General features: G+C 70.9%; 16 protein-coding genes and 1 tRNA gene. 15 read left to right on the forward strand and 2 right to left on the reverse strand.

Annotated elements, in window-relative coordinates; all coding sequences use genetic code 11:
- The first annotated feature begins 169 nt into the window (after positions 1–169).
- From AC5JJ1_RS03490 to AC5JJ1_RS03500, 3 genes are read left to right on the forward strand one after another with little or no spacing between them, the layout of a single operon-like run.
- Positions 170–775 carry a GMC oxidoreductase gene (locus tag AC5JJ1_RS03490; RefSeq protein ID WP_495783753.1) on the forward strand — a complete coding sequence of 202 codons (606 nt, stop codon included), beginning with the start codon at positions 170–172 and terminating at the stop codon, positions 773–775.
- A gap of 25 nt (positions 776–800) precedes the next feature.
- Positions 801–2,609: a glycoside hydrolase family 15 protein gene (locus AC5JJ1_RS03495; RefSeq protein ID WP_495783731.1), complete on the forward strand. Its 1,809-nt coding sequence runs from the start codon at positions 801–803 to the stop codon at positions 2,607–2,609.
- Positions 2,610–2,626: 17 nt separating this feature from the next.
- Positions 2,627–3,487 carry a glucose 1-dehydrogenase gene (locus AC5JJ1_RS03500; protein ID WP_495783732.1) on the forward strand — a complete coding sequence of 287 codons (861 nt, stop codon included), beginning with the start codon at positions 2,627–2,629 and terminating at the stop codon, positions 3,485–3,487.
- A gap of 70 nt (positions 3,488–3,557) precedes the next feature.
- Here AC5JJ1_RS03500 and AC5JJ1_RS03505 read toward each other — a convergent pair whose 3' ends face one another.
- Positions 3,558–5,036, reverse strand: a complete 1,479-nt coding sequence (locus AC5JJ1_RS03505) for a protein adenylyltransferase SelO (RefSeq protein WP_495783733.1) — start codon at positions 5,034–5,036, stop codon at positions 3,558–3,560.
- A 70-nt stretch (positions 5,037–5,106) separates the two neighbouring features.
- Positions 5,107–6,039 (reverse strand): NYN domain-containing protein, encoded by a 933-nt coding sequence (locus tag AC5JJ1_RS03510; RefSeq protein WP_495783734.1) that lies wholly within the window; start codon positions 6,037–6,039, stop codon positions 5,107–5,109.
- A 132-nt stretch (positions 6,040–6,171) separates the two neighbouring features.
- Between AC5JJ1_RS03510 and thrS the strand changes: the two genes are divergently transcribed.
- From thrS to dctP, 12 genes are all read left to right on the forward strand, one after another.
- On the forward strand, positions 6,172–8,130 hold the full coding sequence (thrS, locus tag AC5JJ1_RS03515) for a threonine--tRNA ligase (protein ID WP_495783735.1): 1,959 nt from the start codon (positions 6,172–6,174) through the stop codon (positions 8,128–8,130).
- Positions 8,131–8,183: 53 nt separating this feature from the next.
- Positions 8,184–8,723, forward strand: coding sequence for a translation initiation factor IF-3 (gene infC, locus AC5JJ1_RS03520; protein WP_495783754.1), 540 nt, complete (start codon positions 8,184–8,186; stop codon positions 8,721–8,723).
- 156 nt (positions 8,724–8,879) lie between these two features.
- Positions 8,880–10,277: a signal recognition particle protein gene (ffh, locus tag AC5JJ1_RS03525; protein WP_495783755.1), complete on the forward strand. Its 1,398-nt coding sequence runs from the start codon at positions 8,880–8,882 to the stop codon at positions 10,275–10,277.
- Between the two features lie 28 nt (positions 10,278–10,305).
- Entirely contained in the window at positions 10,306–10,638 is a 333-nt protein-coding gene (gene rpsP / locus AC5JJ1_RS03530) for a 30S ribosomal protein S16 (RefSeq protein ID WP_495749886.1), read from the forward strand.
- An 11-nt stretch (positions 10,639–10,649) separates the two neighbouring features.
- On the forward strand, positions 10,650–11,162 hold the full coding sequence (gene rimM, locus AC5JJ1_RS03535) for a ribosome maturation factor RimM (RefSeq protein ID WP_495783736.1): 513 nt from the start codon (positions 10,650–10,652) through the stop codon (positions 11,160–11,162).
- Entirely contained in the window at positions 11,159–11,890 is a 732-nt protein-coding gene (trmD, locus tag AC5JJ1_RS03540) for a tRNA (guanosine(37)-N1)-methyltransferase TrmD (protein WP_495783737.1), read from the forward strand. The genes rimM and trmD overlap by 4 nt, the downstream gene beginning before the upstream one ends.
- A 27-nt stretch (positions 11,891–11,917) precedes the next feature.
- Positions 11,918–12,304, forward strand: a complete 387-nt coding sequence (rplS, locus tag AC5JJ1_RS03545; protein ID WP_495749889.1) for a 50S ribosomal protein L19 — start codon at positions 11,918–11,920, stop codon at positions 12,302–12,304.
- A 60-nt stretch (positions 12,305–12,364) separates the two neighbouring features.
- The gene (leuC, locus tag AC5JJ1_RS03550) at positions 12,365–13,795 is read left to right on the forward strand and encodes a 3-isopropylmalate dehydratase large subunit (protein WP_495783738.1); all 1,431 of its coding nucleotides are present in this window, start codon (positions 12,365–12,367) and stop codon (positions 13,793–13,795) included.
- Complete coding sequence (gene leuD / locus AC5JJ1_RS03555) at positions 13,795–14,409, forward strand: 3-isopropylmalate dehydratase small subunit (protein ID WP_495783739.1); 615 nt, start codon at positions 13,795–13,797, stop codon at positions 14,407–14,409. Before leuC ends, leuD begins: the two co-directional genes overlap by 1 nt.
- A gap of 14 nt (positions 14,410–14,423) precedes the next feature.
- A complete protein-coding gene (gene leuB, locus AC5JJ1_RS03560) occupies positions 14,424–15,539 on the forward strand; it encodes a 3-isopropylmalate dehydrogenase (protein WP_495783740.1) in 1,116 nt (371 codons plus the stop codon).
- A 70-nt stretch (positions 15,540–15,609) separates the two neighbouring features.
- Positions 15,610–15,686, forward strand: a tRNA-Arg gene (locus AC5JJ1_RS03565).
- A 96-nt stretch (positions 15,687–15,782) separates the two neighbouring features.
- Positions 15,783–16,814 carry a TRAP transporter substrate-binding protein DctP gene (gene dctP / locus AC5JJ1_RS03570; RefSeq protein ID WP_495783741.1) on the forward strand — a complete coding sequence of 344 codons (1,032 nt, stop codon included), beginning with the start codon at positions 15,783–15,785 and terminating at the stop codon, positions 16,812–16,814.
- Positions 16,815–16,820 lie beyond the last annotated feature (6 nt).

Below are 16,820 nucleotides of genomic sequence, written 5' to 3' on the forward strand. Positions count from 1 at the left end.
CCCCAGCGTAACGCCAGGCGGCGGGTTGCCCGGATACATGTCTGTAACAGGAACGAGCCGCTGGGGGCGACGTTTCGGGCAGGTCGCGGCGCATCGGTTCGGACGAGGCATCATGGCGGCAGCACGGTACGACATCGTCATCATCGGCTCCGGGCCCGGCGGCGCCACCATGGCCCGGAAGCCCGCCCGGACCGGCAGGCGCATCCTGCTGCCCGGGCCCGGCGGCTGCCGCCCGCGCGAGCGGGAGAACCGGGACAGCCGCGCGGTCTTCGTCGCCGGACGGGGTGCAGGTCAAGGCCGAAGGCCTGCCCGGATTCCTCGAACGGTCCCCGGAGACGCCCTTCGACCGGATGGCGCGGCATTCGGTCGATGTCCGGCTGACCTCGGAGGACTTGCCGCTGAACCGGGTCCGCCACAAGGACCGCAAGGCCCATCTGGACCTCACCGGGACCAATGCCGAAGGTCGCTCGCGGCTGAAGCACGAGCTGCCGCAGCACTGCGGCAAGCCCGGGATGCATCCGCATCTGCCCGAACGCAGCCTCTACCCCGGCAAGGGCATCCGAACGGGGGCACCGCCCACCAGGCCGGCACGCTCCGCTTCGGGACGGACCCGCGTAGCCCGGTACTCGATGCCGGTTGCAAGGCGCATGACCCCGGCAAGCTCGTTGCCACCGGTGCCGGCGTCCTCCCCTCAATCGGCGCAGTGAGCCCGATGATGGCCATCATCGCCAACGCGCTTCGCATCGCCGACCACATCGCCGCGCGCCTCCGCTGAGGGCCGGGCAGGACAGGACCCATCGATGGCCCAGTCGATCGAGGATTACGCGCTCATCGGGAATTGCGAGACGGCCGCCCTGGTCGGCCGCGACGGGTCGATCGACTGGATGGCCTTGCCGCGCTTCGACAGCGCCGCCTGCTTCGCCGCCCTGCTCGGCTCGTCGGAGAACGGCCGCTGGCGCATCGCGCCGGTCGGGGCGTCGCCTCCCGCGACCCGGTGCTACCGCGGCGACACCCTCATCCTCGAGACGGTCTTCGAGACCGGGGAGGGCGCCGTCTGCCTCACCGACTTCATGACCCGGCGCGACGGCGTCAGCTATCTCAGCCGCCGGCTGCGCGGCCTGCGCGGCGCGGTCGCCATGCGGTCGGAGCTGGTGGTGCGCTTCGACTATGGCCTGGTCGTGCCCTGGGTGTCGCGCCAGCCGGACGGGCGGCTCGAGCTCATCGCCGGGCCGGACCGGCTGATCCTCGATGCCGACGTGCCGCTGCGCGGGGAGAACCTGCGGACCCTCGGGGAGTTCACCCTGGCCGCCGGCCAGGTGGCGGACTTCACCCTGAGCTGGACGCCCTCCTTCAGGCCCTATCCGCCACGGCTCGACACGGAGGCCGCCCTGCGCGAGGCGGAGCAGGGCTGGCAGGAATGGTCGAGCCAGTTCGAGAAGCGGGGCGAATGGGACTCCGCCGTGCTTCGCTCGCTCCTGACCCTGAAGGCGCTGGCGCATTTCGAGACCGGCGGCATCGTCGCGGCCCCCACCACCTCCCTGCCGGAGCAGATCGGCGGGACGCGCAACTGGGACTACCGCTACTGCTGGCTGCGCGACGCGACGCTCACCCTCTATGCGCTCATGCAGTCGGGCTTCCTCGAGGAGGCCGGGAAATGGCGGAGCTGGCTGCTGCGCGCCGTCGCCGGCAGGCCGGAGGAGCTGCAGATCATGTACGGCGTCGCCGGCGAGCGGCGCCTGACGGAATACGAGGTGCCCTGGCTTGCCGGCTACGAGGGCTCGTTGCCGGTCCGCGTCGGCAATGCCGCGCATGGCCAGCGGCAGCTCGATGTCTACGGCGAGGTGCTGGACGCGCTCTATGTCGGGCGGTGCCTCGGCCTTGCGCCGGATGCCCGCAGCTGGGCGATCGAGACCCAGCTCGTCGCGCATCTGGAAGCCATCTGGGACCGGCCCGACGACGGCATCTGGGAGGTCCGCGGGCCGCGGCGGCATTTCACCCATTCCAAGGTCATGGCCTGGGTGGCCTTCGACCGCATCATCCGCTCGGCCGAGGAATTCGGCCTGGAGGGGCCGGTGGCGCATTGGGCCGAGGTGCGCGACCGGATCCATGCGGATGTCTGCCGCCAGGGCTTCGATCCCGGCCTCGGCAGCTTCGTGCAGTCCTACGGCTCGGGCCAGCTCGACGCCAGCCTGCTGATGATCGCCATCGTCGGCTTCCTGCCGGCGAGCGACCCGCGCGTGGTGGGAACGGTTGCGGCGATCGAGCAGCGGCTGCTGCGCGACGGCTTCGTGCTGCGCTACGACACCGGCCCGGGCGACGACGGCCTGCCGCCGGGCGAGGGCGCCTTTCTCGCCTGCAGCTTCTGGCTGGCGGACAACTACGTGCTGCAGGGCCGGTTCGAGGAGGCGCAGGCGCTGTTCAACCGCCTCCTGGCCCTGCGCAACGACGTCGGGCTGCTGGCGGAGGAGTACGACCCGGTCCGCCGCCGCCAGGTGGGCAATTTCCCGCAGGCCTTCTCGCACCTGGCGCTGATCGGCACCGCGCGCAACCTGCTCGACGCGGCCGGGCCGGCGCGGCAGAGGTCGGCGCAGACCAGCGCAACCCGTTGACCTGAGGAGACGCTTTCATGACCGATCCCGTCGCGCCGGAGCCGCCCGATGCGTCCCGCCTGCCGCAGGTCTCCTACCAGACGGTGCTCACCGGGCAGCCGGCGCTGGTGACCGGCGCGAATTCCGGCATCGGGCGCGCGGTCGCCCTGGGGCTGGCCCGCGCCGGGGCCGATGTCGTCGTGAATTACGTGGCGCAGCCGGAGGCCGCCGAGGCCGTGGTCGCGGAGATCCGGGCCCTCGGCCGTCGCGCGGTTGCGATCCGCGCCGATGTCAGCCAGGAGGCGGAGGTCGAGCGGATGTTCGCGCAGGCGGTCGACGAATTCGGGACGCTGCACATCGTCGTCAGCAATGCCGGCCTGCAGCGCGACGCGCCCTTCGACCGGATGACGCTCGAGCAGTGGAACGCGGTGATCGGCGTCAACCTCACCGGGCAGTTCCTCTGCACCCGCGCCGCAGCCCGGGAGTTCAAGCGCCGCGGCGTCGTCCCCGGCATCTCGCAGGCGGCGGGGAAGATCATCTGCATGAGCTCGGTGCATCAGCAGATCCCCTGGGCGGGGCATGCCAATTATGCCGCCTCGAAGGGCGGCGTGATGCTGCTGATGCAGTCGATCGCGCAGGAGCTCGCGCCGTACTACATCCGGGTGAACGGCATCGCCCCGGGCGCCATCCGCACGCCCATCAACACCGCGGCCTGGGCCACCCCGGCCGCCTATGCCGAGCTGATGACGCTCGTCCCCTACAAGCGCATCGGCGAGCCGGAGGATGTCGCCCAGGCCGCGGTCTGGCTCGCCTCGGACGCGGCCGACTACGTGACCGGTGCCACCCTGTTCGTCGATGGCGGCATGACCCTCTACCCGGGCTTTGCCACCGGCGGGTGACGGGCGGGCCCGGGCCTGCGGGCGCGGTGCCGAGAGGGCGGCCGCGCCGGCTGGCGGTGCCCTTCCCGCATCAGGTGCCGCAGAAGGTCTGCAGCACCCGCTGCTCCGGCTCCGGCGGGGCGGCGTAGCGGGCGTGGTGGGGCTGGTTCTCGAAGGGATGGGCGAGCACGGCCAGCAGCTCCTCGAAGGGCGCGAAATCCTCGCGCTCGGTGGCGGCGGCGAGGGCGGCCTCGACCATGTGGTTGCGCGGGATGAAGGCCGGGTTCACCCCGCGCATGGCGGCGGCGCGCTCGGCCGGGGCAAGCGGCTCCGCCGCGAGGCGGGCGCGCCATTGGGCGGCCCAGGGCGCGTAGCCGCCTGTCGTGGCGAAGAGGGCGGCGAGGTCGGCATCGGCCGCCGGGTCGGCAGCCGCCTCACAGAGCAGGCGGAAGGTCTGGGTGAAGTCGGCGCCCGCCTCCTGCATGGCGCCGAGCAGGCCGGCGACGAGGGCGGCATCCTCCTCCCGCGCCGCCTGGAGGCCGAGCTTGCGGCGCATGCCCTCCAGCCAGGCGGACTGGAACTGGGCGACGAAGCCGGTGAGGGACTCCTGAGCCAGCTCCACCGCCTTCTGCTCGTCCTCGGCCAGCAGGGGGAGGAGCGCCTCGGCGAGGCGCGCCAGGTTCCACTGCAGGATGCGCGGCTGGTTGCCATAGGCGTAGCGGCCGGCATGGTCGATGGAGCTGAAGACGGTCGAGGGGTCGTAGTGGTCCATGAAGGCGCAGGGGCCGTAGTCGATCGTCTCGCCGGAGACGGTGGTGTTGTCGGTGTTCATCACGCCGTGGATAAAGCCGACCAGCATCCACTGCGCGACCAGCCGCGCCTGGCGGGCGATGACGCCCTCGAGCAGGGCGCGGTAGGGCGCCTCGGCGGCGGCCGCCTCCGGGTAGTGGCGGGCGATGACGTGGTCGGCCAGCAGCCGGACGCCCTCCGCGTCGCCGCGGGCGGCGAAGAACTGGAAGGTGCCGACGCGGATGTGGCTGGCGGCCACGCGCGTCAGCACGGCGCCGGGCAGCGCCGCCTCGCGGAAGACCTGGTCGCCGGTCAGCACCGCGGCCAGCGAGCGCGTGGTCGGGATGCCGAGGGCGGCCATCGCCTCGCTGATGATGTATTCCCGCAGGACCGGGCCGATGGCGGCGCGGCCGTCGCCGCCGCGGGAGAAGGGGGTGCGGCCCGACCCCTTCAGCTGCAGGTCGCGGCGCTGGCCGTCGCGCCCGACCACCTCGCCGAGCAGGATGGCGCGGCCGTCGCCGAGCTGCGGGTTGAAATGGCCGAACTGGTGGCCGGCATAGGCCTCCGCGATGAAGGCGGCGCCCTCGGCGACGCGGTTGCCGGCGAGGATCTCGACGCCCTCCGGGCTGGCGAGCGCCGCCGGGTCGAGGCCGAGGGCCTCACAGAGCGGCAGGTTCAGCTTCACCAGGCGCGGGGCGCTGACCGCCTGGGGCGCCATGCGGACGAAGAAGCGTTCCGGGAGCCGGGCGTAGCTCGTGTCGAAGGGGATTTGGACGGGCATGGGGCGGGTTCCTCGGCCTGCGGCGGGGGCGGGCCTCTGCCGGTATAGCCCCGTTCAACGCCCCCGGGGGCTAGGGTTCCTCCGGCGGGCGGGGCGGCGCGGCGAAGAGTTCGGGCAGGGGGGCGAGGTCAGGCTGGTGGAGCGAGGGCGGGGCGTGGCGGCGCGGGTCGTAGAGCCAGCCGCCGCCGGGGCCGGTCTCGAGCATCAGGTCCTCGGCGCCCTCGATCAGCCGGGCGAGGGTGCCGGCGCCGCCAAAGCGGCTGCGGCGGACCCAGCCGCCGAGCTCCAGGTGGATGCGCTTGCCGAGCGCGGGCAGGTGCAGCGGCGCCTCCGCGGCGGCGACCAGGCGGCGAAGGCTGGCGAGGATGGCGGCACGCTGCGCGGCGGGGTCGACCGGGTCGGCGCTCGGGTCGTTGGAGGGGGTGGGCGGGTCGGGCTCGGCGGGCACGGTGACCTCGGCGAAGTCGCCGAGCGGAATCACCCGGTCGGCGGCGGCGCGGAGGGCGGCGGCGGCGCTGTCCGGGGCGATGACCATGATGCGGCGGTCATGCTCGCGGAGGCGGTGCAGCAGGGGCGTGAAGTCGCTGTCGCCGGAGAGGATCAGCATCTCCTCGAAATGCGTCGGGTGGGTGAGCGCCTCGTGGATGTCGAGGGCCATGACGATGTCGGCGGCGTTCTTGAGGCGAGCGAGGCGCGGGCAGTCCACCACCGAGAAGCCAGCGCGGACGAAATCCGGGCGGAAGCGGCTGTAGTAGAGGCGGGGCTGGCCGAGCCAGCCGGCCAGCTCGCCATTCGGGTCCGGCTCGGTCCAGCCGGCCGGGTTCAGGTAGCAGCGGCGGACCAGCAGGCGGCGGGGGCCGCCGGGGGCGCTCTCGGCCAGCCAGCCGAGCCAGCGGCTGGGATGGGCGGCGAAATTCCAGGCCGCCCACTCGTCGATGGCGGCAAGCCCGGCGAAGACATTGTCGAAATCGAGGTAGAGTGCCGCCCGGCGCGGTTCCGTCACGAGGCGCTGCCCCTTCCTTTACGCAATCCGGAATAAATGGGTGTGGTACGGGGAGGGACAAGCACGGCGCTTGACGCAGGCGGGCGAGGCTGCCCATGGTCCCGCCCCCTTCCAGAGGACATAGCCAGAGCCATGCCTGCGATCACCCTGCCCGACGGTTCCGTCCGCGCCTTCGATGGGCCGGTGACGGGGACTACGGTCGCGGCGGCGATCGGGCCGGGCCTCGCCAAGGCGGCGCTCGCCATGCAGGTCGACGGCGTGACGCGCGACCTCGCCATGCCGATCGAGCGGGATGCGGCGGTGCGCTTCATCACGCGGCGCGACCCGGAGGCGCTGGAGATGATCCGCCACGATGCGGCGCATGTGCTGGCGGAAGCCGTGCAGGCGCTCTATCCGGGCACGCAGGTGACGATCGGGCCCTCGATCGAGAACGGCTTCTACTACGACTTCGCCCGCAACGAGCCCTTCACGCCGGAGGACTTCGCCGCGATCGAGGCGAAGATGCGGGAGATCGTGGCGCGGAACGCGCCCTTCGTGCGATCCGTCATGCCGCGGGAGGAGGCGATCGCCTTCTTCGAGGCGCGGGGCGAGACGTACAAGGCGCAGCTGATCCGCGACCTGCCGGCGAGCGAGGAGATCAGCCTCTACTCCCAGGGCGAGTGGATCGACCTTTGCCGCGGGCCGCATATGCGCGGCACGGGGGATGTCGGTACGGCCTTCAAGCTGACCAAGGTGGCCGGTGCCTATTGGCGGGGCGACCACCGCAACGCCATGCTCAGCCGCATCTACGGCACAGCCTGGCGCGACCAGAAGGAGCTCGACGCCTATCTCCACCAGATCGAGGAGGCGGAGAAGCGCGACCACCGGAAGATCGGTAAGGAAATGCACCTCTTCCACCTGCAGGAGGAGGCGGCGGGTAGCATCTTCTGGCACCCCAAGGGGTGGAAGCTCTACCGGGTGCTCGAGGACTACATGCGGCGCCGGCTGGATGCGACGCACTACCAGGAGGTGCGGACGCCGCAGCTGCTCGACCGGAAATTCTGGGAGGCCTCGGGCCACTGGGAGAAGTTCCGGCAGGCGATGTTCATCGCCCGCGTCGAGGACGAGGCGGAGAAGGACCGCGTCCTCGCGCTGAAGCCGATGAACTGCCCCTGCCATGTGCAGATCTTCAACCAGGGGCTCCGCAGCTACCGGGAGCTGCCGCTGCGGATGGCGGAGTTCGGCAGTTGCCACCGCTTCGAGCCGAGCGGGGCGCTGCACGGCATCATGCGGGTGCGCGCCTTCACCCAGGACGATGCGCATATCTTCTGCACGGAGGAGCAGATCGCGGCCGAGACGGTGGAGTTCGTGGCGCTGCTCTCCTCGGTCTACCGCGACCTCGGCTTCCCCGAATTCCGGGTGAAGTTCAGCGACCGGCCGGTGACGCGGGCGGGGACGGACGCGGTCTGGGACCAGGCGGAGGGCGCGCTGCGGGAGGCCTGCCGGACGGCGGGCGTCGAGTATACGCTCAACCCGGGCGAGGGCGCCTTTTACGGGCCGAAGCTGGAATTCGTGCTGCGGGACGCTATCGGCCGCGACTGGCAGTGCGGCACGCTGCAGGTGGATTTCGTGATGCCGGAGCGGCTGGGCGCCGAGTACGTCGCGGAGGATGGGAGCCGCCGCCGCCCGGTGATGCTGCACCGGGCGATCCTCGGCAGCTTCGAGCGCTTCATCGGCATCCTGATCGAGCAGCATGCCGGGCGCTTCCCGCTCTGGCTGGCGCCGGTGCAGGTGGTGGTGACGACCATCGTCTCGGATGCCGACGGCTATGCGCGGGAGGCGGCGGCGGCTCTGGCCAGGGCGGGGCTGCGCGTCGACCTCGATCTGCGGAACGAGAAGATCAACCGCAAGGTGGTCGACCATATCGACCAGCGGGTGCCGGTGCTGGCCGTGGTCGGGCGGCGGGAGGCGGAGGAGCGGACGCTCGTCCTGCGCCGCCTGCCGGGCCGCGAGCAGCAGGCGCTGCCGCTGGATGAGGCGGTTCGCCTCCTATCCGCCGAGGCCTTGCCGCCGGATCGTGCAGAAGCCACGCCGATGGTTGCAGCGGCGTGAGGCAAGCCCCATAAAGTAACGCTCTACCCCTTCCACTGATACAGGAGACGACCATAGCCAGAGGCCCCGTTTCGAACCAGCCGCCGACCCGTGATGGCCCGCGGGTGAACGAGGACATCCGCGTCCCTCAGGTGCGGCTCATCGACCAGGATGGCGAGATGCTCGGCGTGATGTCGGCGCGCGATGCGCTGCTGAAGGCCTACGATGCCGGGCTGGACCTGCTCGAGATCAGCCCGAACGCCGTACCGCCGGTCTGCAAGATCACCGACTACGGCAAGTTCAAGTACGAGCAGCAGAAGAAGGCGAACGAAGCCCGCAAGCGGCAGAAGGTCGTCGAGATCAAGGAAGTCAAGGTCCGGCCGAACATCGATGACCATGACTACGAGGTCAAGATGCGCCAGATGAAGAGCTTCATCGGCGAGGGCGACAAGGTGAAGGTCACGCTCCGCTTCCGCGGCCGCGAGATGGCGCACCAGGACCTCGGCATCAAGGTATTGGAGCGGATCCGGGTCGAGCTCGGCGAGACCATCAAGGTCGAGCAGATGCCGCGGCTCGAGAACCGCCAGATGATCATGGTGCTGGCACCGAAGTAACCGAGGCTTGACTGGAAGGGTGCGAGGCCTTACGGCTCCCGCCCTCGGGTCGCCCCGAACCAGACGGTCCCCTGCCGGGCAGGGGGCTCCGCCGCTCCGCGAAGGCTCGCGCAGCGGCGCGTTCTGTTTTGGGCGGGCCGGATGTGAAGGGTGACCATGTTCGAGGCATTGTCCGGCAAGCTGAACGGGGTCTTCGACCGGCTGCGCCGCCGCGGCGCGCTGTCGGAGGCCGACGTGACCGAGGCGCTGCGCGAGGTGCGCGTGGCGCTGCTGGAGGCCGATGTCGCCCTGCCGGTGGTCAAGGACCTCGTCGCCAGGGTCCGCGAGCGGGCGGTGGGCGTCGAGGTGCTGAAGAGCGTTTCGCCGGCGCAGCAGGTCGTCAAGATCGTCAACGACGCGCTGGTCGAGGCGCTGGGCGGCGGCGAGGGGGATAGCGGGGCGCGGGGGCTCGACCTCAATGCGCCCTCCCCGGTGCCGATCCTGATGGTCGGGCTGCAGGGTTCGGGCAAGACCACGACCTCGGGCAAGATCGCGCTGCGGCTGAAGAACCGCGAGAAGAAGAAGGTGCTGCTCGCCTCGCTCGACGTCCATCGGCCGGCGGCGCAGCTGCAGCTGGAGACGCTGGCGAAGCAGGTCGGCGTCGTATCCCTGCCGATCGTGGCGGGGGAGACGCCGTTGCAGATCGCGGCGCGCGCGATGGATCTCGGGCGGCGGGAGCTGTTCGATGTGGTGGTGCTGGACACCGCCGGGCGGCTGGCCATCGACGAGGCGTTGATGGACGAGGTGGCGCAGGTCAAGGCGGCGACGCGGCCGCACGAGACGCTGCTCGTCGTCGATGCGATGACCGGCCAGGATGCCGTCAACACGGCGCGGGCCTTCCAGGAGAAGGTCGGCGTCAGCGGCATCGTCATGACGCGGATCGACGGCGATGCCCGTGGCGGCGCGGCGCTGTCCATGCGAGCGGTGACGGGCGCGCCGATCAAGCTGCTGGGCGCGGGCGAGAAGCTCGATGCGCTGGAGGACTTCCACCCCGACCGCATCGCCGGGCGCATCCTGGGGATGGGCGACATCGTCTCGCTGGTCGAGCGGGCGGCGGAGATCATCGACCAGGCGGAAGCCGAGAAGATGGCGGCCCGGATGCAGAAGGGCCAGTTCAACCTCGAGGACTACGCCAACCAGCTGAAGCAGATCGGCAAGATGGGCTCGCTGTCGGGCATCCTCGGCATGCTGCCGGGCATCGGCAAGATGAAGCAGCAGATCGAGGGCGCCAATCTCGACCAGACCATCCTCAAGCGCCAGGCGGCCATCATCGGCAGCATGACGCCGAAGGAGCGGCGGGCGCCCGACATCATCAAGGCCTCGCGCAAGCGGCGGATCGCCGCCGGCAGCGGGGCCACGGTGCAGGAGGTCAACCGCCTCCTCAAGCAGTTCGACGAGATGTCCGCGATGATGAAGCGGATGAACAAGCTCGGCCAGAAGGGGCTGATGCGGGGTGGCCTCGGCGCCCTGCTCCCTAAGGGGATGAACCTCCCCGGCGGCCGGAAGCCTTTCTAGACCTCACTCAGGAGCAAGAAGCAGGACCATGGGTCTCAAGATTCGCCTCGCCCGCGCCGGCGCCAAGAAGCGCCCATACTACCACATCGTCGTGGCCGACAGCCGCAGCCCGCGCGACGGCCGCTTCATCGAGAAGGTGGGCAGCTACAACCCGATGCTGCCCTCCGACCATGCCGACCGCATCCGGCTCGAGGATGAGCGGATCAAGCATTGGCTCGGCGAGGGGGCGGTGGCCACCGACCGCGTCGCCAAGTTCCTCGGCAAGGCCGACCTGGCGCCGATGCCGGAGTTCCGCGAGCAGCCGAAGCAGTCCGCGCCGAAGAAGAAGGCGCAGGAGCGCGCCGCGGCCGCGGCCGGCTGATCGGCTGATCCGTGACCGGCAAGCGCATCCTGGTGGGGGAGATCGGCAGGCCGCACGGTGTGCGCGGCCTGGTGAAGCTGCGCAGCTTCACCGCCGACCCTGCCGCGATTGCCGATTACGGGCCGCTGACGGATGAGGCGGGGGTGCGGCGCTTCGGGATCACGCTGCTGGCCGAGGGGCTGGCGCGGGTCGAGGGCGTGGCCGACCGGGATGCCGCGGCGCGGCTGACCGGGACCTTGCTCTATGCCGAGCGCGACCGGCTGCCGCCGCCCGAGGAGGAGGAATACTACCTCGCCGACCTGATCGGCCTCCGGGCCGAGACGGAGGCGGGAGAGGGCCTTGGGGCGATCCGCGCGGTCGAGGATCATGGCGCCGGCGCCTTCCTGGTGCTGGAGGGACCGCCGGAGCGGATGGTGCCTTTCACCCGGGCGGCGGTGCCGGTGATCGACCTGGCGGGCGGGCGCGTCGTCGTCGTGCTGCCGGACGAGGTTGTCGTGCCGCCGGGTGCGGAGGATGCGGCATGAGCTGGCAGGCTTCGGTCCTCACCCTCTTCCCCGAGATGTTCCCGGGGCCGCTCAGCCAGTCGCTGGCCGGCCGCGCGCTGCGCGAGGGACGCTGGGGGCTGGAGGCCATCGACATCCGCGGCTTCGCCACCGACCGGCACCGCAGCGTGGACGACACGCCCTGCGGCGGCGGGGCGGGGATGGTGCTGCGGCCGGATGTGGTTGATGCGGCCTGTGCGGCGGCGCTGGCCTCGGGGCCGGGGCGGCCGCTGGTCGCCCTCACGCCGAGGGGGGTGCCGCTCGACCAGGCGATGGTCCGCGGCTTCGCCGAGGGGCCCGGCGTCGTCCTGCTCTGCGGGCGGTTCGAGGGCATCGACCAGCGCGTCATCGAGGTGCGGGAGATGCTCGAGGTCTCAATCGGCGACTATGTCCTCTCGGGCGGGGAGCCGGCGGCGCTGGTCCTGCTCGATGCCTGCGTGCGGCTGCTGCCCGGGGTGATGGGCGCGGCGGCGAGCGGGGAGGAGGAGAGCTTCTCGGCAGGCCTCCTCGAATACCCGCAGTATACGCGCCCCACGAATTGGAACGGCCTCCCCGTGCCGCCCGTGCTGCTCTCCGGCAACCATGCCGAGGTGGCGCGCTGGCGGCGGGAGCAGGCCGAGATGCTCACCCGGACCCGCCGCCCCGACCTGTGGGCCAGGCATGGCACCGGTTCCCCACACGCGCTGGACGGCAAGGCCAGCGCCGCCTAGACATCGAACTGCAAAGGACAACGCATTATGAACCTGCTTCAGCAATTCGAGGCGGACCAGCTTGCCCGCCTCTCCGGCCTCCGCGGCGTGCCGCAATTCGGCCCGGGCGACACCGTGCGCGTCATGGTGCGGGTGGTCGAGGGCGAGCGCGTGCGCTCCCAGGCCTATGAGGGCGTGGTCATCGCCCGCAGCAACAAGGGCGTGAACAGCAACTTCACCGTCCGCAAGCTCTCCTATGGCGAGGGCGTGGAGCGCGTCTTCCCGCTCTACTCGCCCTCCGTGACGGAGATCGCGGTGGTCCGCCGCGGCAAGGTGCGGCGCGCGAAGCTCTATTACCTGCGGGGCCGGACCGGCAAGGCCGCCCGCATCATCGAGAAGCGCGAGGTCCGTCCGACGGCTGAGGCGCAAGGCTGAACCAACGGCGTCCCCGGGCCCGGGCGGCCCGGGGCGCCCAGCACATACTTGGGGTACGTCATGTCAGCGCAGAAACCGCGCACGTTGTTCGACAAGATCTGGGATGCCCATGTCGTCGAGACCCTGCCCGACGGCACCGCCCTTCTCTACATCGACCTCCACCTCACCCATGAGGTGACGACGCCCCAGGCCTTCGACGGGCTTCGCGCCGCCGGCCGCAAGGTGCGCCGGCCGGATGCGACGCTCGCCGTCATCGACCACAACATCGCCACCGATGCCAGCCGCTATACCGGCATCGTCGACCCCGAGAGCCGGCTGCAGGTCGAGACGCTGGAGCGGAACGTCGCTGAGTTCGGCGTGCCCTTCATCCCGTTGCTGGACGACCGGCAGGGCATCGTCCATGTGATCGGGCCGGAGCTCGGCCGCTCGCTGCCGGGCATGACCATCGTCTGCGGCGACAGCCATACCTCGACGCATGGCGCCATGGGGGCGCTGGCCTTCGGCATCGGCACTTCCGAGGTGGAGCATGTGCTGGCGACGCAGACGCTGCTGCAGAAGCCGGCGAAGAACATGCAGGTTCTCGTCGAGGGGAGCCTCGCCGTCGGCTGCTCGGCGAAGGATGTGACGCTCGCCATCATCGGCCGGATCGGCACCGCCGGCGGCACGGGCCATGTGATCGAGTATGCGGGGGACGCCATCCGCGGGCTCGACATGGCAGGGCGGATGACGCTCTGCAACATGTCGATCGAGGGCGGGGCGCGGGCCGGCATGGTGGCGCCGGACCAGACCACCTTCGACTACATCGCCCGCACCCCGCAGGGGCCGAAGGGCGAGGCGCTGGAGCGGGCCATCGCCTGGTGGAAGACGCTGCCGACCGATGCGGGGGCGCATTTCGACAAGGTGGTGCGGCTGGCCGCGCATGAGATCGCGCCGCAGGTCACCTGGGGGACCAGCCCGGAGGACGTGCTGCCGATCACCGCGACCGTGCCCGACCCGGAGGCGGCCGAGGACGAGGCGCGGCGCGAGCAGTTCCGCCGCAAGATGCAGTATATGGGGCTGACGCCGGGGCAGCGGCTGCAGGACCTGCCGGTCGATGTCGTCTTCATCGGCTCCTGCACCAACAGCCGGATCGAGGATATCCGCGTCGCCGCCAGCATCGCCCACGGCCGCAAGGTGGCCGACGGGGTGCGGGCGCTGGTGGTGCCGGGCTCGGGCCTCGTGAAGAAGCAGGCGGAGGCCGAAGGGCTGGACCGCATCCTGCAGGAGGCCGGCTTCGAGTGGCGCGAGGCGGGGTGCTCCATGTGCCTCGGCATGAATCCGGACAAGCTGAAGCCCGGCCAGCGCTCGGCCTCCACCTCGAACCGGAATTTCGAGGGGCGGCAGGGGCCGGGCGGGCGGACGCATCTGGTCTCGCCGGCGACGGCGGCGGCCAGCGCGCTGGCCGGGCGGCTGGCCGATGTGCGGGACTTCCAGCCGAAGGAGACCCATTGATGGAAGCCTTCACGACCCTCACCGGCATCGCGGCGCCGATGCCGAAGGCCAATGTGGACACCGACCAGATCATCCCGGCGCGGTTCCTCAAGTCGATCAGCCGCACCGGCTTCGGCAAGAGCCTCTTCGCCAATTTCCGCTACCGGGAGGATGGGTCGGAGAACCCCGACTTCGTCCTCAACCAGGAGCCGTACCGGCGCGCCGAGATCCTCATCGCCTTCGAGAATTTCGGCTGCGGCTCCTCCCGCGAGCATGCGCCCTGGGCGCTGCTCGACTTCGGCATCCGCTGCGTCATCGCCCCCGATTTCGCCGACATCTTCCACAACAACAGCTTCAAGAACGGCGTGCTGCCGGTGAAGCTGCCGCGCGAGGTCTGCGCGCAGCTGATGGAAGACGCGAGGATGGGCGGCAATGCGCGCATCACCGTCGACCTGGAGCGGCAGGTGGTGGTGCGGCCGTCGGGCGAGGAGATCCCTTTCCAGATCGACCCGCTGCGGCGGCACCTGCTGCTGAACGGGCTCGACGATATCGGCCAGACCATGCAGCACGCCCCGGCCATTGACGGCTTCGAGGCGAAGCAGCGGGCGGCGCAGCCCTGGCTCTACGGCGCATAAGGCGAGGATAGTCGATGGCTGCGAACAAGACGCTGCTGGTGCTGCCGGGCGACGGCATCGGCCCCGAGGTGATGAACGAGGTCACCCGCGTCATCGACTGGATGGAGCGGCGGCGGAGCGTCAGCTTCCGCATCGAGGAGGGGCTGGTAGGCGGCGCCGCGATCGATGCGGTCGGCACGCCCTGCCCGGACGAGACGGTAGCCAAGGCGCGGGCCGCCGACGCGGTGCTGTTCGGCAGCGTCGGCGGGCCGAAATGGGACAGCCTGCCCTTCGACCAGCGGCCGGAACTCGGCATCCTCAGGCTCCGCAAGGATCTCGGCCTCTTCGCCAACCTTCGCCCGGCGCTGGTGATGGACCCGCTGGCCGAGGCCTCCTCGCTGAAGGCCGAGATCGTCCGCGGCGTCGACATCATGGTGGTGCGGGAGACGGTGGGCGGCGTCTATTTCGGCGAGCCGCGCGGCGTCGAGAAGGCGCCGGATGGGCGGCGCCGCGGCTTCGACACCCAGGTCTATTTCGAGGACGAGATCGCCCGCGTGGCGCGCGTCGCCTTCGACCTGGCGCGCAAGCGCCGCAACAAGGTGACGAGCGTCGAGAAGGCCAATGTGATGCAGTCCGGCCGGCTCTGGCGGGCCGTGGTCGGCGAGGTGCAAAAGGCCGAGTATCCGGACGTGCAGCTCGAGAACATGTATGCCGACAACTGCGCGATGCAGCTCTGCTCGCGGCCGAAGCAGTTCGACGTCATCCTCGGCGATAACCTCTTCGGCGACGTGCTCAGCGACTTGGCGGCGGCGCTGACCGGCTCGCTCGGGATGCTGCCCTCGGCGACGCTGGGTTCGGTCGATCCCACCACGGGCAAGCGCTACGCGCTCTACGAGCCGATCCACGGCTCGGCGCCCGACATCGCCGGGCGGGGCGTCGCCAACCCCTGCGCGCAGATCCTCTCCTTCGCCATGCTGCTGCGCTGGTCCTTCGGCATGGAGGAGGATGCGCGGCTGATCGAGGCAGCGGTGGAGAAGGTGCTCGCCGGCGGCCTGCGGACCGCGGACATCATGCAGCCGGGCATGGCCCGGGTCGGCACCAGCGTCATGGGCGAGGCGGTGGTGCGGGAGCTGGAGAAGCTGTCCCTGTGACGGGTGGATAGGGGGTTGCGCCGGGGCGCGGCCTCCGCTATTTCGCCTGCCTCGCCGCTTCGGCGGCTGCGCGCCCGTAGCTCAGCTGGATAGAGCACCAGACTACGAATCTGGGGGTCAGGAGTTCGAATCTCTTCGGGCGCGCCATTTTCCTTCCATGACCGGAGATCCCTGGACGGACCAAGGCCGGCCCGGGGTATGGTTCGCCTTGCCGCAGCAGGAAGGCGATGGGGCGTGATGTCCGTGGTCCGACGCGCCCTGAGGTTCGCCCTCGCGCCGTGGTTCGGGCTCGCCGCCGGCGTGGCGGCGGAGCCGCTCCAGGTCCGGGTGATCGGCGGCTTCGCCGGGACCAGCCAGTTCGACCGCATCGAACAGCCCTTCTGGACGCGCCGGCTGCCGGACCTGACCGGCGGGCGAATGGTGGCGAGCATTCAGCCCTTCGCCCAGGCCGGGGTGTCGCCGGACCAGATGCTGAACGTCATGCGCAGCGGCGTGGTCTTGTTCGGCACGGTGGAGGCGAATGCCGTCGCCCTCGATGAGCCGGAGCTGGCCGTCGCCGACCTGCCGCTGCTGGCCGAAGACACGACGGCATTGCGGCGCGTGGTGGGGCTCTGGCTGCCGCGGGTCCGGGCGATCCTGGACGAGCAGTACTCGGCCGAGCTGCTGGCGGTCTTCATCCGGCCGCCGCAGGTGGTGTTCTGCAACAAGCCCTTCGCCGGGCTGCGGGGGCTGGCCGGGCTGCGGGTGCGGACTGCCTCGGCGAACCAGGCGGACCTGCTGCTGGCGCTCGGGGCGCAGCCGGTGGTGATGGATTTCGGCCGGATCGTCGGCGCGGTGCGCGAAGGCCTGGTCGATTGCGCCATCACCGGCGGGCTGCCAGGCAATGCGATCGGGCTGCACCGGGTCACCACCCATGTCTCCACCCTGCCGCTCGGCTGGGCGATGTCCTTCCTCACCGCTTATCGGCCGCGCTGGCAGGCGCTGCCGGAGGGGCTGCGCGAGGCGGTGCGGAAGGGCATCGCGGGGCTGGAGGCGGAGATGTGGACGGCGGCCGAGGAGGAGCGGGACCAGGGCGAGGCCTGCAACACGGGCGACCCGCGCTGCCGGCTCGGCGAGCGGGGGCGGCTGGTGGCGGTGCGGGAGGACCCAGCGCTGGTCCGGCCGCTCCTCGGCTCGGCGGTGCTGCCCGGCTGGGCGCGGCGCTGCGGCAGCCATTGTGCCGAGAGCTGGAATGCGGTGGCCGGGCCGGCGACGGGCGTCTTCCTGCGCTGGTAGCCGGCG

The organism is Belnapia sp. (assembly GCF_059504005.1).